Origin of the sequence: Aquipuribacter sp. SD81 (assembly GCF_037153975.1) — a bacterium.
Classification (GTDB): Bacteria; Actinomycetota; Actinomycetes; order Actinomycetales; family JBBAYJ01; genus Aquipuribacter.
In genome coordinates this window covers 101,276-117,289 of the sequence record NZ_JBBAYJ010000005.1, presented here as the reverse complement: position 1 = coordinate 117,289, position 16,014 = coordinate 101,276, and the positions used below count along the sequence as shown (strand labels likewise).

Annotated in this window: 17 protein-coding genes; 7 read left to right on the top strand and 10 right to left on the bottom strand. The window is 75.6% G+C overall.

Annotation, left to right across the window (positions count from 1 at the left end; all coding sequences use genetic code 11):
* Positions 1-143: 143 nt before the first annotated feature.
* The 3 genes from WAA21_RS04595 to WAA21_RS04585 all read left to right on the top strand — a co-directional run bounded on the left by WAA21_RS04595 (position 144) and on the right by WAA21_RS04585 (position 3,126).
* The gene (locus tag WAA21_RS04595; RefSeq protein ID WP_336921581.1) at positions 144-563 is read left to right on the top strand and encodes a VOC family protein; all 420 of its coding nucleotides are present in this window, start codon (positions 144-146) and stop codon (positions 561-563) included.
* Between the two features lie 1,008 nt (positions 564-1,571).
* Positions 1,572-2,609: a M14 family zinc carboxypeptidase gene (locus tag WAA21_RS04590; RefSeq protein ID WP_336921580.1), complete on the top strand. Its 1,038-nt coding sequence runs from the start codon at positions 1,572-1,574 to the stop codon at positions 2,607-2,609.
* A complete protein-coding gene (locus WAA21_RS04585; RefSeq protein ID WP_336921579.1) occupies positions 2,587-3,126 on the top strand; it encodes a hypothetical protein in 540 nt (179 codons plus the stop codon). The genes WAA21_RS04590 and WAA21_RS04585 overlap by 23 nt, the downstream gene beginning before the upstream one ends.
* A gap of 129 nt (positions 3,127-3,255) precedes the next feature.
* On the opposite strand, the gene WAA21_RS04580 is transcribed toward WAA21_RS04585, so the two are convergent.
* The 9 genes from WAA21_RS04580 to WAA21_RS04540 form a co-directional block, all read right to left on the bottom strand.
* Positions 3,256-4,182 carry a hypothetical protein gene (locus tag WAA21_RS04580; RefSeq protein WP_336921578.1) on the bottom strand — a complete coding sequence of 309 codons (927 nt, stop codon included), beginning with the start codon at positions 4,180-4,182 and terminating at the stop codon, positions 3,256-3,258.
* A gap of 25 nt (positions 4,183-4,207) precedes the next feature.
* Positions 4,208-5,005 carry a spermidine synthase gene (locus WAA21_RS04575; protein WP_336921641.1) on the bottom strand — a complete coding sequence of 266 codons (798 nt, stop codon included), beginning with the start codon at positions 5,003-5,005 and terminating at the stop codon, positions 4,208-4,210.
* A gap of 77 nt (positions 5,006-5,082) precedes the next feature.
* Entirely contained in the window at positions 5,083-5,457 is a 375-nt protein-coding gene (locus WAA21_RS04570) for a hypothetical protein (RefSeq protein ID WP_336921577.1), read from the bottom strand.
* Between the two features lie 22 nt (positions 5,458-5,479).
* The gene (locus WAA21_RS04565) at positions 5,480-6,559 is read right to left on the bottom strand and encodes an FAD-dependent oxidoreductase (protein WP_336921576.1); all 1,080 of its coding nucleotides are present in this window, start codon (positions 6,557-6,559) and stop codon (positions 5,480-5,482) included.
* A 53-nt stretch (positions 6,560-6,612) separates the two neighbouring features.
* Complete coding sequence (locus WAA21_RS04560; RefSeq protein WP_336921575.1) at positions 6,613-7,014, bottom strand: type II toxin-antitoxin system VapC family toxin; 402 nt, start codon at positions 7,012-7,014, stop codon at positions 6,613-6,615.
* Complete coding sequence (locus WAA21_RS04555) at positions 7,014-7,274, bottom strand: type II toxin-antitoxin system Phd/YefM family antitoxin (RefSeq protein WP_336921574.1); 261 nt, start codon at positions 7,272-7,274, stop codon at positions 7,014-7,016. Before WAA21_RS04555 ends, WAA21_RS04560 begins: the two co-directional genes overlap by 1 nt.
* Positions 7,275-7,376: 102 nt before the next feature.
* Entirely contained in the window at positions 7,377-8,909 is a 1,533-nt protein-coding gene (locus tag WAA21_RS04550) for a flotillin family protein (RefSeq protein ID WP_336921573.1), read from the bottom strand.
* A gap of 74 nt (positions 8,910-8,983) precedes the next feature.
* A complete protein-coding gene (locus tag WAA21_RS04545) occupies positions 8,984-9,484 on the bottom strand; it encodes an NfeD family protein (protein ID WP_336921572.1) in 501 nt (166 codons plus the stop codon).
* Between the two features lie 70 nt (positions 9,485-9,554).
* Positions 9,555-11,072: a serine hydrolase domain-containing protein gene (locus WAA21_RS04540; protein WP_336921571.1), complete on the bottom strand. Its 1,518-nt coding sequence runs from the start codon at positions 11,070-11,072 to the stop codon at positions 9,555-9,557.
* 174 nt (positions 11,073-11,246) lie between these two features.
* Here WAA21_RS04540 and WAA21_RS04535 point away from each other — a divergent pair, with 174 nt between their 5' ends.
* Both WAA21_RS04535 and WAA21_RS04530 read left to right on the top strand, forming a co-directional pair.
* On the top strand, positions 11,247-12,599 hold the full coding sequence (locus WAA21_RS04535; protein WP_336921570.1) for a vanadium-dependent haloperoxidase: 1,353 nt from the start codon (positions 11,247-11,249) through the stop codon (positions 12,597-12,599).
* Positions 12,600-12,706: 107 nt separating this feature from the next.
* Positions 12,707-13,402, top strand: coding sequence for a hypothetical protein (locus WAA21_RS04530; protein ID WP_336921569.1), 696 nt, complete (start codon positions 12,707-12,709; stop codon positions 13,400-13,402).
* Positions 13,403-13,493: 91 nt separating this feature from the next.
* On the opposite strand, the gene WAA21_RS04525 is transcribed toward WAA21_RS04530, so the two are convergent.
* Positions 13,494-13,865, bottom strand: coding sequence for a hypothetical protein (locus WAA21_RS04525; RefSeq protein ID WP_336921567.1), 372 nt, complete (start codon positions 13,863-13,865; stop codon positions 13,494-13,496).
* A gap of 138 nt (positions 13,866-14,003) precedes the next feature.
* Here WAA21_RS04525 and WAA21_RS04520 point away from each other — a divergent pair, with 138 nt between their 5' ends.
* Together WAA21_RS04520 and WAA21_RS04515 are read left to right on the top strand one after the other, a co-directional pair.
* Entirely contained in the window at positions 14,004-14,816 is an 813-nt protein-coding gene (locus WAA21_RS04520) for a tryptophan 2,3-dioxygenase (RefSeq protein ID WP_336921566.1), read from the top strand.
* Entirely contained in the window at positions 14,816-16,000 is a 1,185-nt protein-coding gene (locus tag WAA21_RS04515; RefSeq protein WP_336921565.1) for a kynureninase/PvdN C-terminal domain-containing protein, read from the top strand. Before WAA21_RS04520 ends, WAA21_RS04515 begins: the two co-directional genes overlap by 1 nt.
* Positions 16,001-16,014: the final 14 nt, after the last annotated feature.

Below are 16,014 nucleotides of genomic sequence, written 5' to 3'. Positions count from 1 at the left end.
GGACGTCGACGCCGACCGGACCGGCGAGGGTCGTGCGTGAGGCCGTATGCCCCCAATGGGGGCATACGCCTCGCCCGACTCGGGTGCCTCGCGCCGCGCCGTCGTCCGCGCAGTGTCCGGCCCCTCCCCTACCGTCCGCGGGCATGGCGCTGCACATCAACTCCGTGACCGTCGACTCCCTCGACCCGGCCGCGCAGGCGCGGTTCTGGGTGGAGGCCCTCGGCTGGCACCTCGTCCACTCCGCCGAGGACGGCAGCGCGGCCGTCATCGCGCCCGCCGCGACGCGGGAGGAGGGCGGCAAGGCGTTCCCCGTCATGTTCTGGCGCGTGCAGGACGCGAAGTCGGCGGGCAAGAACCGCTGGCACTTCGACCTCGCACCGGACGACCAGGACACCGAGGTCGCACGCCTGGAGGCTCTCGGCGCGCGTCGCGCGGACATCGGGCAGGGCGGCGACGAGCACGTCACGTGGCTCGTGATGGCCGACCCCGAGGGCAACGAGTTCTGCGTGCTGAGCAGCCTCCCGACGGGTGCGCCGGGCGGTTCGGAGGGCGCCGCACCCTAGCCGTGCCCGACCGGTCGGTAAAGCCTTGTTCTCGCATGCGGTGACGCCTACGTTTCGCCCCACCTACCAGCGGAAGGCGACACGCATGTCGTTCTCCTCCGCTCCACCCCCGGCCGTCCCCGGGGACCCCGGTCACCGACGCCGACGCAGGTCCCGCACCCGCGTCGCCGTCGGCGTCACCGGTGCCCTCGTGGTGTCGGGTGCCGTCCTCGCCGTGCCCGCGGCGCAGGCCGGCCCGGTCAACGTCCTCGAGGTGCGCTCCGCCCAGGCGCGCACCTGCGCCGACGGTCCCGCCCGTGGCGCGGGCGTCGACTCCTACACCGTGACGGCCCCGACCAGCGGCCTCGTCGAGGCCGGCATCGCCGGTGCGGGCGACTGGGACCTCGCGGTCTTCGACGACGCGGGCGAGGTCGTCGCCGCGAGCGCCGGCTTCTCCGGCCGGGAGAAGGCCACGGGCTTCGTCGACGCCGGCACCGAGCTCACCGTGCAGGGCTGCCTGCTCAAGGGCAAGGGCGCCGAGGTCACCGTCGACCTCGCGTTCCTCGAGATCGAGGGTGAGCCGGAGACGTCGACGCTCGTCAGCGTCGAGACGCCGACGCGCAAGGACAAGGAGAAGCTGCAGCGCCTCGACCTCGACCTCACCGAGCACGGCACGCCGACGAGCATCGACGTCGTCCTGCACGGCAAGGCCGACAAGAAGGCGCTCGAGGCCGCGGGCTTCGACTACGACGTCGAGATCGCCGACCTGGGGGCGCAGTCCGCCGCCGACCGCCGCGCCGACGCGCAGTTCGCCGCCGCCAACGACTCGACGTCCCTCCCCAGCGGCCGCACCGAGTACCGGCGCCTCGCCGACTACGAGAGCGAGATGAAGCAGCTCGTCGCCGACCACCCGGGGATGGTCCGTCCCATCACGCTCGACGAGCCCACCGTCGAGGGCCGCATGGTCCACGGCATCGAGATCACGACCGACGTCGACCGCGTCCACGACGGGAAGCCCGTCTCCTCCACATGGGCCTGCACCACGCCCGCGAGTGGCCCTCGGGCGAGCACGCGATGGAGTGGGCGTACGAGCTGCTCAACGGCTACGGGAGCGACGAGGAGATCACCGACCTGGTCGAGGAGACCCGCACGATCATCGTGCCGGTCGTGAACCCCGACGGCTTCACCATCTCCCGCGAGGCGACGACGACCGACACGTTCGGCACGTTCTCGTACGACAACAAGCGGAAGAACTGCAAGATCTCCGCCAACACCCCGACGGCCCCGGTCAACTACACGACGGGCACGTGCGCGGCGAACAACGCCGGGCGCCTGCGTGGCACCGACCTCAACCGCAACTACGGCGGCCTGTGGGGCGGTCCGGGCGCCAGCACGAGCTGGTCGAGCGACACCTACCGCGGTGACGACCCGTTCAGCGAGCCGGAGACCCGCAACATCAAGAACCTCATCGGCACCCGCTCGGTGACGACGCTCATCACCAACCACACGTACTCCAACCTGTGGCTGCGCCCGCCGGGTGTCGCCGCGACCGGCGCCCCGCTCGAGGAGCCGATGTACAAGGAGCTCGGCGCGCGGGCGACCGCGCACAACGGCTACGCCAACATCCCGTCCTACGAGCTGTACGACACGACGGGCGGCACGGAGGACTGGGCGTTCTGGACGGCCGGCTCCATCGGCTTCACCCCCGAGATCGGCGACGAGAACTTCCACCCGGCCTTCGAGCGGGCGGTCGTCGCGGAGTACCTCGGTCTCGAGCCCGCGGCCGGCGCCGGCCTCGGTGGCAACCGCGCCGCGTACCTCGAGATGCAGCGTGCGACGGCCGACCCGGCCTACCACTCGCGGCTCGTCGGCACCATGCCCGCGGGCTGGTCGCTCGAGGTGAACAAGGAGTTCTTCACGAGCACGTCGCCGGTCATCGGTCGCGGCGGCGAGGTCATCCAGCTTCGAGGACTCGCTGTCGAGCCGCTACGACTCGACCGGCGGGCGCTTCGAGTTCGCGGTCAACCCGTCGACGCGTCCCATCGTGGCCGGCCGCGACGGCCGTGACCCGACGGCCCCCACGCAGCCGGACGTGACGCTGGCCAACCCGGAGGGCGTGCCCGCCGAGAACCGGGCGCTCAGCTTCGACGGTGCCTACGAGTCGGTCCCGGTCACGATCGAGGAGGGCTTCGACAACGCGTTCGCCGACCTCCGCTTCACGTGGGGCTCCGCCGCCGTGGCGGACTGGGACTTCTACCTCCTCGACGCTGAGGGCCAGGTGGTGGGCAGCGCGGCCACGGGCGGTCAGCCCGAGGTCATCACGTGGCGCGACCCGGTCCCCGGTGAGTACACGCTCGTCGTCTTCAACTACGACGGCGGGGCGGACGACGACTGGTCGGGCACGGTCACGTTCCGTGGCCCGACGCCTCGCGTCGTCAACGACCCGGAGGCGTGGACGCTCACCTGCACCGACCAGAAGGGTGAGGTCAAGGCCGTCAAGGAGGTCGTGGTCGGCCGCGGCGAGGTCGTCAACGTCGCGAACGTCTGCAACCCCGGCAGCCGGGCCGGCACGCCCCTCGGCTGAGCACCAGCACCGCAGCACCAGCACCAGCACCAGCACAGGGCCCGTCCGGCAGCAGCCGGGCGGGCCCCGTGCCGTGCGGGCCGACGCGCGGGCCGACGGGCCGCCCGGGGTCCGGGGCGGCCGGGGCCCTCAGGCGCAGGACGCGTCGATGAGCCCCTGCAGCGCCGCCCGCTCCGGCACCGGGACCGCGACCTCCACCAGCAGCGGCTCGGCGCCGTCGAGGCTCGCGCGCACCGGCACGAGGTAGCCCTTCTTGTCCTCGGCGACCGCGTGCGGGTCGCAGCGCGTCACCCGCACGCGCAGCGGCAGGCGGACGGTCTCCTCGGCCCCGGCGGCGAGCGAGGCGTCCGCGGCGGTCACGAAGGTGAACAGCGTGGTCGCGCCCTGGACGACCAGGGCGACCGGCCCGCCGCCCGGGACCGGTTCCGCGACGAGCGCGCCGAGCAGCGTCGGGGTGCCGTCGGGCAGCGGCCCGCCGTCCACCCACTCCGGGTCGGTCGACAGGCGCACGTGCTCGGCGACGGTGATGGCGGCGCACCGCCTCGCCTGCACCTCGGCGAGCACGTCGGCACCCGAGCCGTCGGCGAGCGAGCCGGTGGTGCCGCCCGCCCCGCCCCGGGCGGTGTCCAGCCGCACCACGTGCTCCTCGCCCGCCGCGTCGAGCACCGTGAGCTCGACGGCGACCGGCGCCTCGTCGCGCCCGTCGCAGGCGGCCCCGGGCAGGTCGACCGTGAGGTCGACGGTGAGACCCGGCCCCACGACCGAGTCCTTGTCCGCGACCACGGGCGCGGTGAAGGTCGCGGAGTCCAGCTGCACGCGGCGGACCGTCACGGGCTCCTCGCCCGGGTTGGTCACCTTCACCTGCAGCACGTCGCGCTGGGCGTCGCGGCGGTACTGCACGAGCGCCGCCCCGAGCTCCGTCGCGCCGACGGCGACAGGCGACGGGTCGGGTGACGGGGCGGAGGGTGAGTCGGACGGCGGAGCGGCACCGTCCGCGGCCGCGGTGCAGCCGGCCAGCAGCAGGCCGGCCGCGCACACGAGCGCCGCGCTCCTCACGCGCCGGATCGTAGGACCGGACGGGTCAGCGCCACGAGGGCCTCGGGGCGGGCGGCGGGCCCGGACGGTCGTCGTCGAGCACGTCCCCGCCCCCGAGCCGGTCCCGGACGGCGTCCTCGTCGAGCAGCCGGACGGGGGCGGCCGCGTCCCCGTGCAGGGCTCGCGCCCACGGCCCGGTGACCACGTCCTGCAGCGGCCGACCGGAGGCGACGAGGAGGACGTTGCCGGTGCGCCGGCCGCGCAGGACGGCCGGCTCCACGACGGCCACGACGTGCGGGAGCGCCGTCCGCAGCGTCGCGACCTCGGCGCGGCTGCGCGCGAGGTCGTGGGCGTCGGAGAGGTTGTGCACGATCACGCCGTCGGCGGCGAGCACCCGGGCGGCCGCCTCGACCCACTGCCGGGTGCGCAGCCGGTGCGGCACCTCGGCGTCGGCGAAGGCGTCCCGGACGAGCAGGGAGTACCCGCCGGCCCGCAGGCCGGCGAGCCCGTCACGGCCGTCCTCCGCCCGCACCTTCAGGTGCGAGGTGGAACGCAGCCCGAGGTGCTCCCGCACGAGCGCGAGCAGGGGGCCGTCGGGGTCGAGCACGACCTGTCGCGACCCCGGCCGGACCGCGGCGACGTAGCGGGCGAGCGTCGCCGCGCCGCCGCCGGCGTGGACGGTGTGCAGCGGCTCGCCGGCCGGGCGCAGGGCGTCGACGAGCGCGCCGACCCACCGGACGTACTCGAAGACGAGCACGGTGGGGTCCGCGAGGTCGACGTGGGACTGCGGCACGCCGTCGACGAGGAGGGTCCAGCCGGTGCCGCCGCGCGGCTCGTCGACCAGCGACGCGAGGCCGCCGTCGACCGGGACGGCGGTGACCCCCGACCCGCCGGCGGTCGCCCCGGACCGGCCCCGGCGGCTCAGCGGGTCCCGACCCGGTCCGTCCGGACCGCCGCCACGGCCCCGGGCCGCGGGGGACGCCGGTCGGAGGCGACGTAGGCCGCGCCGCCGGCCACAGCCGCGGCGGTCGCGACCGCCGGCCACGCACCGACGCCACGCGCCAGGACGTGGGAGCCGGCGAAGGCGCCGAGGTACACCGCCGTCAGCCCGACGGCCGTGACCGGACCGCTGCGCCGCCACCAGCGGACCGCGGCGAGGCCGCCGCCCACGAGCAGCACGACCCCTCCGGCCGCACGCACACCGGTCGCCTCCGCGACCGCGAAGCCGAGCACGAGGGAGGCGGCGGCCAGCGCGGCCGTGGTGGGACGGGGCCGCGGGTCGAGGGCGTTGCGCACCCGAGCAGGGTAGGTCGTGGCTTCAGCGCTCCCACACGGGCAGCTCGTCGAGGCGGTCCTCGACCACTGCCGCCGCAACCTCGTCGGCGGCGGCGGGACCGATCGTCCAGCCGGACCCGCCCCAGCCGTGGGCCACCACGACCGTGCCGCCGTGCCCGCCGGCGCGCTCCTCGAGCCGGCCCAGCGCCACCTCCGGGCGCACCGGGCGCAGCCCCCACCACGCCCCGGCGCCGTCGGGTCGCCACTCGGCGAGGGCAGGGAAACGCTCCTTCGCCGCGGCGAGGACCCGCGGCGCGGTGGCGCGGGCGCGCGCGGCGAGCAGCGACGGCTCGTCCCACGCCGCGGGGTCGTCGACCGGCAGGTACGTGCCGCCGACGTGCAGGTGCGCCTTGCCCGCGGTCGCGTGCGGGACGGTGTAGCTCGGGTGCTCCTCGTCGTCGTCGTCGATGACGGCGTGCTCGGCGTGCAGCCCCGGGGGCAGCGGGCCGGTGAGCAGCACCCCGAGCCGCGCGGCGAGGGAGCGGTCGCCGAGCGTGTGCGCGCCGAGGCCGAGGCAGGCGAGGGTGACGTCGGCGTCCGAGTCGGTGTGGAGGTCGACGAGGTCGGCGGTCGAGGCGAGCGGCTCGGCCAGCGTCACGCGGCGCACCCGAGGGTCGGCCGCGAGCTGCTCCGCCCACCGCGGCAGCAGCCCGCACGTGTGCCACAGCGGCCCCGGCTCGGCGAGCAGGCCGTGGGCGTGGGCCAGTCCGCTGTCGGCAGGCCGGACCACGTCGCCGGCGTACCCGGCGAGGGGCGCACGGTCGGACACGAGCAGCGCCCGGGTGGTGCCGAGGTGCGCGGCCACGACCGGGTGCCGGTCGGCGAGGCGCAGACCCACCGCGGGCGAGGCCGCCGACCACCCCACCGCCCGCGGGTCGGGCGAGGCGTAGCGCAGCGCGAGCCCGCCGGAGCGCGACGCGGTGGCAGAGCCGTCGCGGAGCACCGCCCACACGAGGTCGACCTCGCGCCCGTCCGTCTCGGACCGGTCGAGGACCAGCTGGGCGTGCAGCAGCCCGGCGACGCCGCCGCCGACCACGAGCACGCGCAGGGGAGGCCGGCTCACGTCACGGAGCGTAGTGGCGGCGGACCGGGTGCGGGGCGGTGTCGCGCGAGCCGTCAGACCGTGACGACCTCGAGGCCGCGGACCCCCTCGAGGGGGTCGAAGTCGCCGTCCTGCGTGACGACGGGCATGCTGTTCGCCACGGCGGTCGCCGCGATCCACAGGTCGTTGACGTTGACACGCCGGCCCCGCTCGGCCAGGTGCACCCGGAGCCGCGCCCACTCGGCCGCGACGGCCGCGTCGATCGGCAGCACCTCGACGTCGGCCACCGAGTCGAGGGTGGCGAGCCGGCGGGCCCGGGTGTCGACGTCCCGCGCAGCCAGGACGCCGGCCTGCAGCTCGGCGAGCGTCACGGGGTTCAGCCAGAGGACCAGCGGGAGCCGGTCGACCGCGAGGGAACGCCCGGTCTCCGAGGCGATGAGGACGCTGGTGTCGAGGAGGCCCTCCGGTGCGACCATCAGACGACGTCGCCGAGGTCGTCGGTCGTGTCGCCGGCGAGCTCGGCGAGGTCCCGGCGCAGGTCCGGGTCCGCCTGCGACCGGGCGAGCCTGCGGACCAGCTCGGCGCGAGGCAGCGGTCGTCGTGCAGCCGCGCGGACCGGGACGAGCTCAGCGACCGCGCGACCGCGCGAGGTGATCGTCACGCGCTGCCCCTCCTGCACCCGGCGCAGCAGGTCGGCGGTGTTGTTCCTCAGCTCGCGCGCCGCCACCTCGGACATGCGACGACTGTAGCCGTCGTGTAGCACGAACGCGGCGAGGATCACCACGTACCGCGCCCCGGCCACCCGCCGCGACGCGAGCGCACGCGGGCCGAGCCGGCGCTACTCCCCCGCGCTCGCCGGAGCCTGTGCCGGCGCTGGGGTGACGGCGGAGGAACCGTCCCGGCCCTTCGCGGCGCGGCTCATCATGTCTTGCAGGTCGATGCCGGTCGTGCCCTTGAGCAGCTCCATGGTCTGCACGAGGTTGTCGGTCACCTGGCGGGGGATGGCGCCCGCGCCGTCGGTGGAGATGACGGTCAGCTTGTCGATCGCGGAGATCGGCTGCGCGAGCTCGCGCGCGACCCGCGGCAGCACCTGCACGAGCAGCTCGAGCACGGCCGCGTCGTTGTAGTGGCTGAAGGCGGCGGCGCGGCGCTCCATCGCCTCGGCCTCGGCCGACCCGCGCGCGAGCACGGCGGCGGCGTCGGACTCGCCCTCGATGCGCACGGCGTCGGCGATGGCGACGCGGCGGGCCTTCTCGGCCTCACCGCGCTTGGCGCCCTCGACGGCGTCGGCCTGCGCGAGCGCCTCGCGGCGGCCCTGCTCCGCGACGCCGGACAGCCGGGTCTCCTCCGCCTTGGCCTGCGCGGCGGCGATCGCGGCGGCCTTGCGCGCCTCGGCGGTCGCGATGTCGGCGTTGCGGCGGCCCTCGGCCTCCTGCTCGACGCGGTAGCGCTCGGCGTCGGCGGGCTTGCGGACCTGCGTGTCGAGCTGGCGCTCGGTGAGGGCGGCCTGCCGGACGGCGACCTTCTCCTGCTCGAGCAGGATCGCCTGGTCGCGGTCGGCCTGGGCGAGCGGCCCGGCCGCGGCGGCCTGGGCGCCGGCGGCGTCGATCTCCGCCTTGATCTCCGCCTGCTTGAGGTTGAGCGCGCGGTTGGAGATCGCGATCTGCTCCTCGGCGCGGATGCGGGCCTGCTCGGCCTCCTGCCGGGCGTTCGCCTCGGCGACCGCCGCCGTCTGCCCGACGCGTGCGGCCTCGGGGCGGCCGAGGTCGGCGAGGTAGGTGCCGTCGTCGCTGATGTCCTGGATCTGGAAGGTGTCGAGCACGAGACCCTGACCGGTCAGGGAGTTCTCGGACTCGTCGGCGACGCGCTGGGCGAAGGCGGCGCGGTCGCGGATGATCTGCTCGACGCTGAGGGCACCGACGATCGAGCGGAGCGCACCGGCGAGCACCTCCTGCGTGTACGGGGTGATGTCCTCCTGCTGGGACAGGAACCGCTGCGCGGCCGCGCGGATCGAGTCCTCGTTGCCGCCGACCTTGACGATCGCGACGCCCTCGACGTTGAGCTTGATGCCCTGCCCGGACACGGCGCTGCGGATCTGCACCGGGATGCGGCGGCTGCTCATGTCGAGCACGTGGAGCTTCTGCACGAGCGGCAGCACGAACACGCCGCCGCCGAGCACGACCTTCTGCCCCGAGGTGTCCGCCTGCCCCGGCACCTTCGCGCCGCTGCCACGGCGACCGGTGACGATGAAGGCCTGGTCGGGCCCGGCGACCTTGTAGCGGCGCACGACGACCACGACGACGAGGACGACGAGGACGACGAGGCCGGTGACGGGCACGAGCGTGCCGAGGTCGAGGTCGGCTCCGGGCATGGGACGGCTCCTGATTCAGGGTGCGACTGGGAGGTGCGGCTGGTGGGTGCGGCGGCTGCGACGGGTGCCCGGGCTCAGGCGGGTGTGACGGGCTCGACCTGGACGGCCGAGGAGGACAGGACGGTCGTGACGCGGACCTGGCTGCCGGCGGCGAGCGGCGCGCCGGCGCGGGCGTTGAGCCGTGTCGGGTGACCGGCGACCGTCAGCGCGACCGTGCCGTAGCCGTCGGCCGGGACGTCGGACACGACCGTGCCGACCTGGCCGACCAGCGCACCGGCGCTCGGCGTGGAGTCGGCGCCGCCCTCCCGGGCGAGCGAGCGCGTGAGGAGCCCCGCGAGCACACCGGCGGCCAGGCCCGCCCCGATGCCGCTCGCCGTCGCGACGCCCTCCGAGGCCCCCAGCTGCAGCGCGAGGGCGCCGCCGAAGCCGACGGCGGCGAGGAAGGCGGCGATCGCGGTGCCGGACAGCCAGTCCGGCCCGAACCCCTCGACGACCCCCTCGACGACGTCGCCGAGCAGCAGCGTGAGGACGAGCAGGAGCAGGCCGACCACGCCGATCACGACGAACGTCGTCACGTGGCGGCTCCCCCTCGCTCAGGCCACCGGCGCGGCGACGGCGGGCCGCTCGGAGACTAGCGAGCCGCTCTCACCCCGCGGAAGGTGTTCGCCACAACGTCCCCCGTCCGACACGCGCGTCGGACCCGCCCAGGCGGGCCGCGAAGCCGTCGGCCGGCCACAGCGTCATGCCGCTGGAGCCGCGCACGGTGACGACGCGGCCGTCGTCACCGCGCTCGAACCGCCACGTCTCGCCGATCGCGTCGTAGCCGGAGCCGGACACGACCCGCAGCGTGCGGTCGTCGACGACGTCGAGCTCCGCGGCGGTCGCGACGGGGTCCGGCCCGGGCGTGAGGAGCACGAGGCGCCCGCCCAGCACGACGGTGTCCCGGACGCCCCACAGGTTCGCCCAGCGGCCCGCGAACGACGCGAGGTCGGCGCCGGCCGCCCGCTCGAGCGCACCGGCCGGCGGCACGGCCGCGAGGTCGACGAGGCGCACCGCCCCCGTCGCGAGCTCCAGCGCGGGACCGTCGACGGTGTCGGTGCACACCGACACCGCGAGCCCCGCGGCCGGGTCCGACAGCGTGCGGGTGATGTGCCCGGGCCAGCCGCCGCCGTGGCCGACGAGGCGGCGCGCGCCGACCTCCGTCACCTGCCAGCCGTAGCCGTAGCCACCGCGCTGCGCCCCCTCCGGCGCGCCCTCGTCCTGCCACCACGTGCGGTGCATGAGACGGCGGTGCACGTCGTCGAGCGGTCCCGGCCCGCCGTCGTGGTGCGCCGCGACCCAGCGGCACAGGTCCGAGGCGGTGCTCGCGAACCCGGTCGCGGCGGCGAGCGCCCCGGTGCCGGTCTGGTCGACGGGCACGCGCTCGTCGGCGTAGGCGAGCGCGCTCCAGCCCGTCACGACCTCCGCGAGGGCGTCGGCGTGAGCGGGGTCGGCCGGGTCGAGGTCCGGCGCGGTGCGCGCCAGCCCGAGCGGCTCGACGAGCTCGCGCCGCACGAAGGCCTCGTAGGTGCCGCCGGACGCCGCGGCGACGACGGCGCCGAGCAGGCCGTAGCCGATGTTGGAGTACTTGAGGCGCTCGGCGCGGCCCAGCACGGCGGGTGACGGCGCGCCGTCGGCGGGCGCGGCGACGGCTGCGAGCAGGCCGTCGAGGTCGGGGAACGCGCGGGCCAGCTGCCAGAAGTCGCCGTCGGTGGAGTCCCGCGTCACGCCGCCGGAGTGGCTGAGCAGCTCCGCGAGCGTCCGGTCGGCGACGGGACCGCCGGCCACCGCGGGCAGCCACCGCGAGACGGGGTCCTCCAGCGACAGCACGCCCCGCTGGTGCAGGAGCAGGACGGCGACGGCGGTGAAGGTCTTGGAGTGCGAGGCGACGCGGAACCGGTGCGTCGGCGTGAGGGGCACCCGGCCGTCGGCGTCGGCCGTGCCGTGGGCGGACTCGAGCAGCAGCTCGCCGCGCAGCAGGACCGCCCCCTGCACCGCCGGGACGCGGTGGTGGCGCCGCCGTAGGCCCCACCAGGAGTCGACGTACGCGCACGCGTCGGCCACGGCGGCGGGCTCCAGGACCGGAGCGCTCGTGGGGGGCAGGAGGGGGGACGAACGGCTCATCCGGGGATCCTCTCCCACGCCTTCATAACGAGTCGGTAACGGGTGGGTCCTCTCCCTCGTCCGCCGCGTCCGAGCGGTGTCAGATGAGCTGCCGCCCGAGGACGGGCGCAGGGGGAAGAAGGGTGGGGACCTGGGATGGCTGGGTCTGCTGCACCGTCGCGTCGTCGTGTCCTGATGACGGGAGCCGCCACCTCGGTGGCCGTGCTGCTCGGCGGGACGGCTCCGGCGTACGCCGGCACCGGCCACGCGCCGGCGTCACGGCTGGGCGCCGACGTCGCCCACACGTGGGTGCGGGCCGCCTACCGGGCCGTTCTGCTGGAGAACCTCACCCCGCCGACCGCCGCTCGCGCGTACGCGCACACGGCGCTCGCGATGTACGAGGCCGCGGTCGCCGGCATGCCGGGGCACGTCACGCTCGCGGGGCAGCTCGCCGGTCTCGTTCCGGCCGTCGACGGTCGCGGCGTCGCGGGCGTGGTCACGGCCCCCGGCCGAGCGCGCCTGGACTGGCCGCTCGCGGTGTCCGCCGCCGCGAAAGGGCTGCTCCTCGGCCTGCTGCCCCACCGCTCCCCGCTCACGCGCAGCCACCTCGACGCCGTCCACGCCGATGTCGTCGCCTCGCGCCGCGCCGCGGGCGTGGGGCCCCGCGAGACCGCGGACTCCCTCGCGCACGGCGCCGCCGTGGCCGCCCGCCTGCTGGCGTGGACCGCGACGGACGGGCACGCCGAGGCGAGCGCCCGGCCGTACACGCCGCCGAGCGGCTTGCCGTGGCACTGGGAGTCGACGCCGCCGAACTACCGGCCGGCCATCGAGCCGTACTGCGAGGACGTCCGCCCGCTCGTCCTGCGCAGCACCGACGAGGTCGCGGCCGGGCCGCACGTGCCGTTCTCCGCCGAGCCGGGCTCGGAGTTCTGGCACCAGGCCGTCGCCGTGCTCGAGCAGTCGCGCCGCAACGGCGACGAGGAGCGGGCGATCGCCCGGTTCTGGACGGACAACCCCGGCTCGTTCACCCCGCCGCTCGGCACGCCGACGGGCCTGCCGAGCGGGCACTGGATGCTGCTCGTCGAGCAGACGTCGCGCCTGCTCGACCTGCGCCTGGACGAGGCGCTGGAGGCCTACGTCCGCCTCGGCGTCACGCTGCACGACGCGTTCCTCGCGTGCTGGACGGTCAAGTACCGCACCAACCTGCTGCGCCCGGTCACGTACATCCAGCGCCACGTCGACCCCACGTGGCTGTCCTTCGTCAACACGCCGCAGTTCCCCGAGCACACGAGCGGGCACTCGGTGTCCTCCGCGGCGGCCGCGGTGGTGCTCACCGACCTGCTCGGCTCGTTCGCGTTCGTCGACGACACGCACGCCGAGCGCGGCTACCCGGCACGGTCGTTCTCCGACTTCACCGACGCCGCGGACGAGGCCGCGGGCTCGCGCCTGTTCGGCGGCATCCACTACCCCCGCGGCATCGAGGCGGGTCTCGCCCAGGGCGAGGAGATCGGGGCGCTCGTGCTCCGCCGGCTGCGGACCCGCCGCTGACGGCGCACCGTCCGTCCCGCCGCCCCGCCCCGGCCCGTCCGTCCCGGACCCCCGGCCGACCGACCCACCCGCTCCACCCGTCGCACCACCACCCGAGAGGAACCGTCATGTCCCGTTCCGTGTCCCGACGCCTCGGCACCGCCGCCGTCGCCGCCCTCGCCGGTCTCGCGCTCGTCGCGACGTCGGGGCCCGCCCAGGCCGCCGAGCAGTCCTTCTACAAGAGCTCCGGCCGCTCCGTCATGCTCGACTGGCTCGAGGTCGGCACGCTGCCCGGCGGCGTCCAGGGCAACATCCACTTCGGCTACATGCAGGTGACGGAGACCTCGAAGGGCCGCGCGACCGCGTGGGGCGAGGTCTACGACGTGGCGTGCCCCGACGGCGTCGTGCCGGACTTCCCGCCCGGCGGCGGCCACGGCGAGGAGCCCGCGCCCGACGAGAACGGCTGCGAGCTCGTCGACATCCGGTGGATCGAGGGCGGCACGCTCACGCTCACGATGGACCGGAAGTTCTCGCGCGCCGACATCGACGGCACCATCGACGTGTTCGGCCACGACGGCGTCGGGGCGAGCCCGGCCGTCGACATCACGGTGGACGGCGTCGGCAGCACGTACTCCTCGACGGACTCCGGCACCTACCGCGACGAGACCGGCACGTACTCCTACCGGTACACGTTCAACGGGCGCTCCGGACAGGTCGCGGCCGGTTCCCGCATCGGGGCGATGGTCTTCGACAACGCCGACGGCGAGTACTCCTCCGCCCAGCTCGGCAGCTTCCGCGAGACCAGCCGCAGCCGCACCCGCTGAGGCACCCGACGCACGACAGCCCCGTCGCCGACCGGCGGCGGGGCTGCGGCTCGTCGGGGCGGCTGGTCAGGGTGCTCCTCGGGGGCAGCGCTCAGGTCGCGAGGAAGGCGAACGTCGCGACGACGCAGACCAGCGTCGCGAGCCACAGGTAGGACGCGGCCCGCAGCCCCGGGCGCACCCCCTCGTCGCGGCGCGGCACGCGCAGGCTCACCCCGACGTCGACGACCGCGGCCGCCGCCGCGCAGCCGAGCCCGAGCACGGCCAGCGCCGTCGCCACAGGGCCGAGCGGCAGCACCCCCGAGACGACGAGGGCCACCGCGGCACCGATCACGAGCGCGACCGCGCCGAGGGCGACCAGACCGCGGCGGCGCCAGCGTCGCTCCGTGCCCGACACCTCCGGCACCTCGAGCGTCGGCCGGGGCACCGACCGGTTCGGCAGGATGAACTCCGGCAGCATGCTCATGGTGTCGCCCCTCCCCCCGGGTCGCCGACGACCCGGCCGTCCCGTCATGGTCCCCCACCGGGCCCGGCGCCACAACGGCCGGACGGGTGCGGGTCCGTCCCTGACGGCGGACGGGTCCCGCGCGGCAGACTGTCACCGATGAGCACCGACGCGGCCGCCCCGCTCCGTCCCGACCCGCGACGGCGCGACGGCCGTCCGCTCACGTACGGCACGTACCTGCGCGTCGACGAGCTCCTCGACCTGCAGACCCTGTCGAGCGACCCGCCGGAGCACGACGAGCTGCTCTTCGTCACGATCCACCAGGTCTACGAGCTGTGGTTCAAGCAGATCCTCTGGGAGCTCGACCGCGCCGTCGCGCTCCTCGGCGAGGACGAGCGCGCGCGGGCCGCGCACACGCTCGGGCGGGTGCGCAGCATCGTCAAGGTGCTCGTCAGCCAGCTCGACGTGCTGGAGACGATGACGCCGCTGGAGTTCGCGAGCTTCCGCGCGCACCTGGAGTCCGGCAGCGGCTTCCAGTCCGCGCAGTTCCGCGAGGTCGAGTTCGTGCTCGGGCTCAAGGACCCCGCCGCGCTGCGCCGCGCCGAGCACGACGAGGCGCGCGCCCGGTTGCAGCGCCGCCTCGACGCGCCGTCGCTGTGGGACGCCCTGCTCGCGCACCTCGCCCGCACCGGCCACCCCGTCGCCGAGGTCGACGGCGCTCCCGGCGGCGAGGACGAGGTGGAGGACATGCTGCTGCGGCTGTACCGGGAGGACCCGTCCGCCGCGGGGCTCTGCGAGTCCTTCACCGACCTCGACGAGGGCATCCAGGAGTGGCGCTACCGCCACGTCAAGATGGTCGAGCGGACGATCGGGGCGAAGGTCGGCACCGGCGGCTCGGCCGGCGCGGCGTACCTGCGCTCGACGCTGCGGCCGGCCTTCGGCCCGCTGTGGACGGTCCGGAGCCGGTTCTGATGGTGGGGCCGGCGGGCTGGGACCCGGCCGCCCTCGCCGGGCACTACTCGCGCTTCCGGGTCGCCGACCGGCTGCTGCTCACCGGCCACTCCCACCAGGCGTGGCCGGACGTGGCCCGCGACGCGCAGGTCGAGGCCTTCGACGACGCCGCCGACCTCGTCGACGGCAAGTGGTCGCGCGTGTTCGCCCACGTCGACCGGGTCCGCCGCGGGTGGCTCTCGTGGCTCGGCGACGACGGCTCGGGCGAGGTGACGCTCGCCGACTCCACCCACACCCTGCTCGTGCGGCTGCTGTCCGCGCTCGACCTGCGCGCCCGCCCACGCGTCGTCACGACGGACGGGGAGTTCCACTCCGCGCGGCGCCAGCTGGCGCGCCTCGCCGAGGTCGGTGTCGAGGTCGTGCGGGTGGCCGCCGAGCCCGTGGACACGCTCGCCGAGCGCGTCGCCGCGGAGGTCGACGACCGCACGGCGTGCGTGCTCGTCTCGAAGGTCCTGTTCGGCAGCGCCCACGTCGTGCCCGGCCTCGGCGCGGTCGCGGCCGCCGCCCGGCGGCACGGCGCGGTGTGCGTGGTCGACAGCTACCACGCGGTCGGCGTGATCGAGTGGTCGATCACCGACGAGGACCTGCTCGACTGCGTCGTCGTCGGCGGCGGCTACAAGTACCTGCAGCACGGCGAGGGCGCGTGCGCGATGCGCTGGCCCCGCGGCACCGACCTGCGTCCGGTGGTGACGGGCTGGTTCGCGGAGTTCGCCGACCTGTCGGCGGCGCCGTCCGGGGAGGTCGGCTTCGGCGACGGCCCCGAGCGGTTCGCGGGGTCCACGTACGACCCGACGAGCACGTACCGCGCCTCCCGGGTCCTCGACTTCTTCGACGACCACGGCCTCGACGCGGCGTTCCTGCGCGCGGTCAGCCGCCACCAGGTTGGTCGGCTCGCCGCGGCGGTCGACGCCCTCGACGTCGACCCGGCCGTCCTCGACGTGGTGGTCCGCGACCCCGACGAGCGGGCCGGTTTCCTCGCGCTGCGCTCGCCGCACGCGGGCGCGCTGCAGGTCGCGCTGCAGCGCCGCGGCGTGCTCACCGACTCCCGCGGCGACGTGCTGCGCCTGGGGCCGGCGCCGTACCTGCGCGACGACCAGCTCGACGTCGCCGTCGCCGCCCTCGGAGAGTGCGTCGCGAGCCTCTGACCCGACCTGAGCGC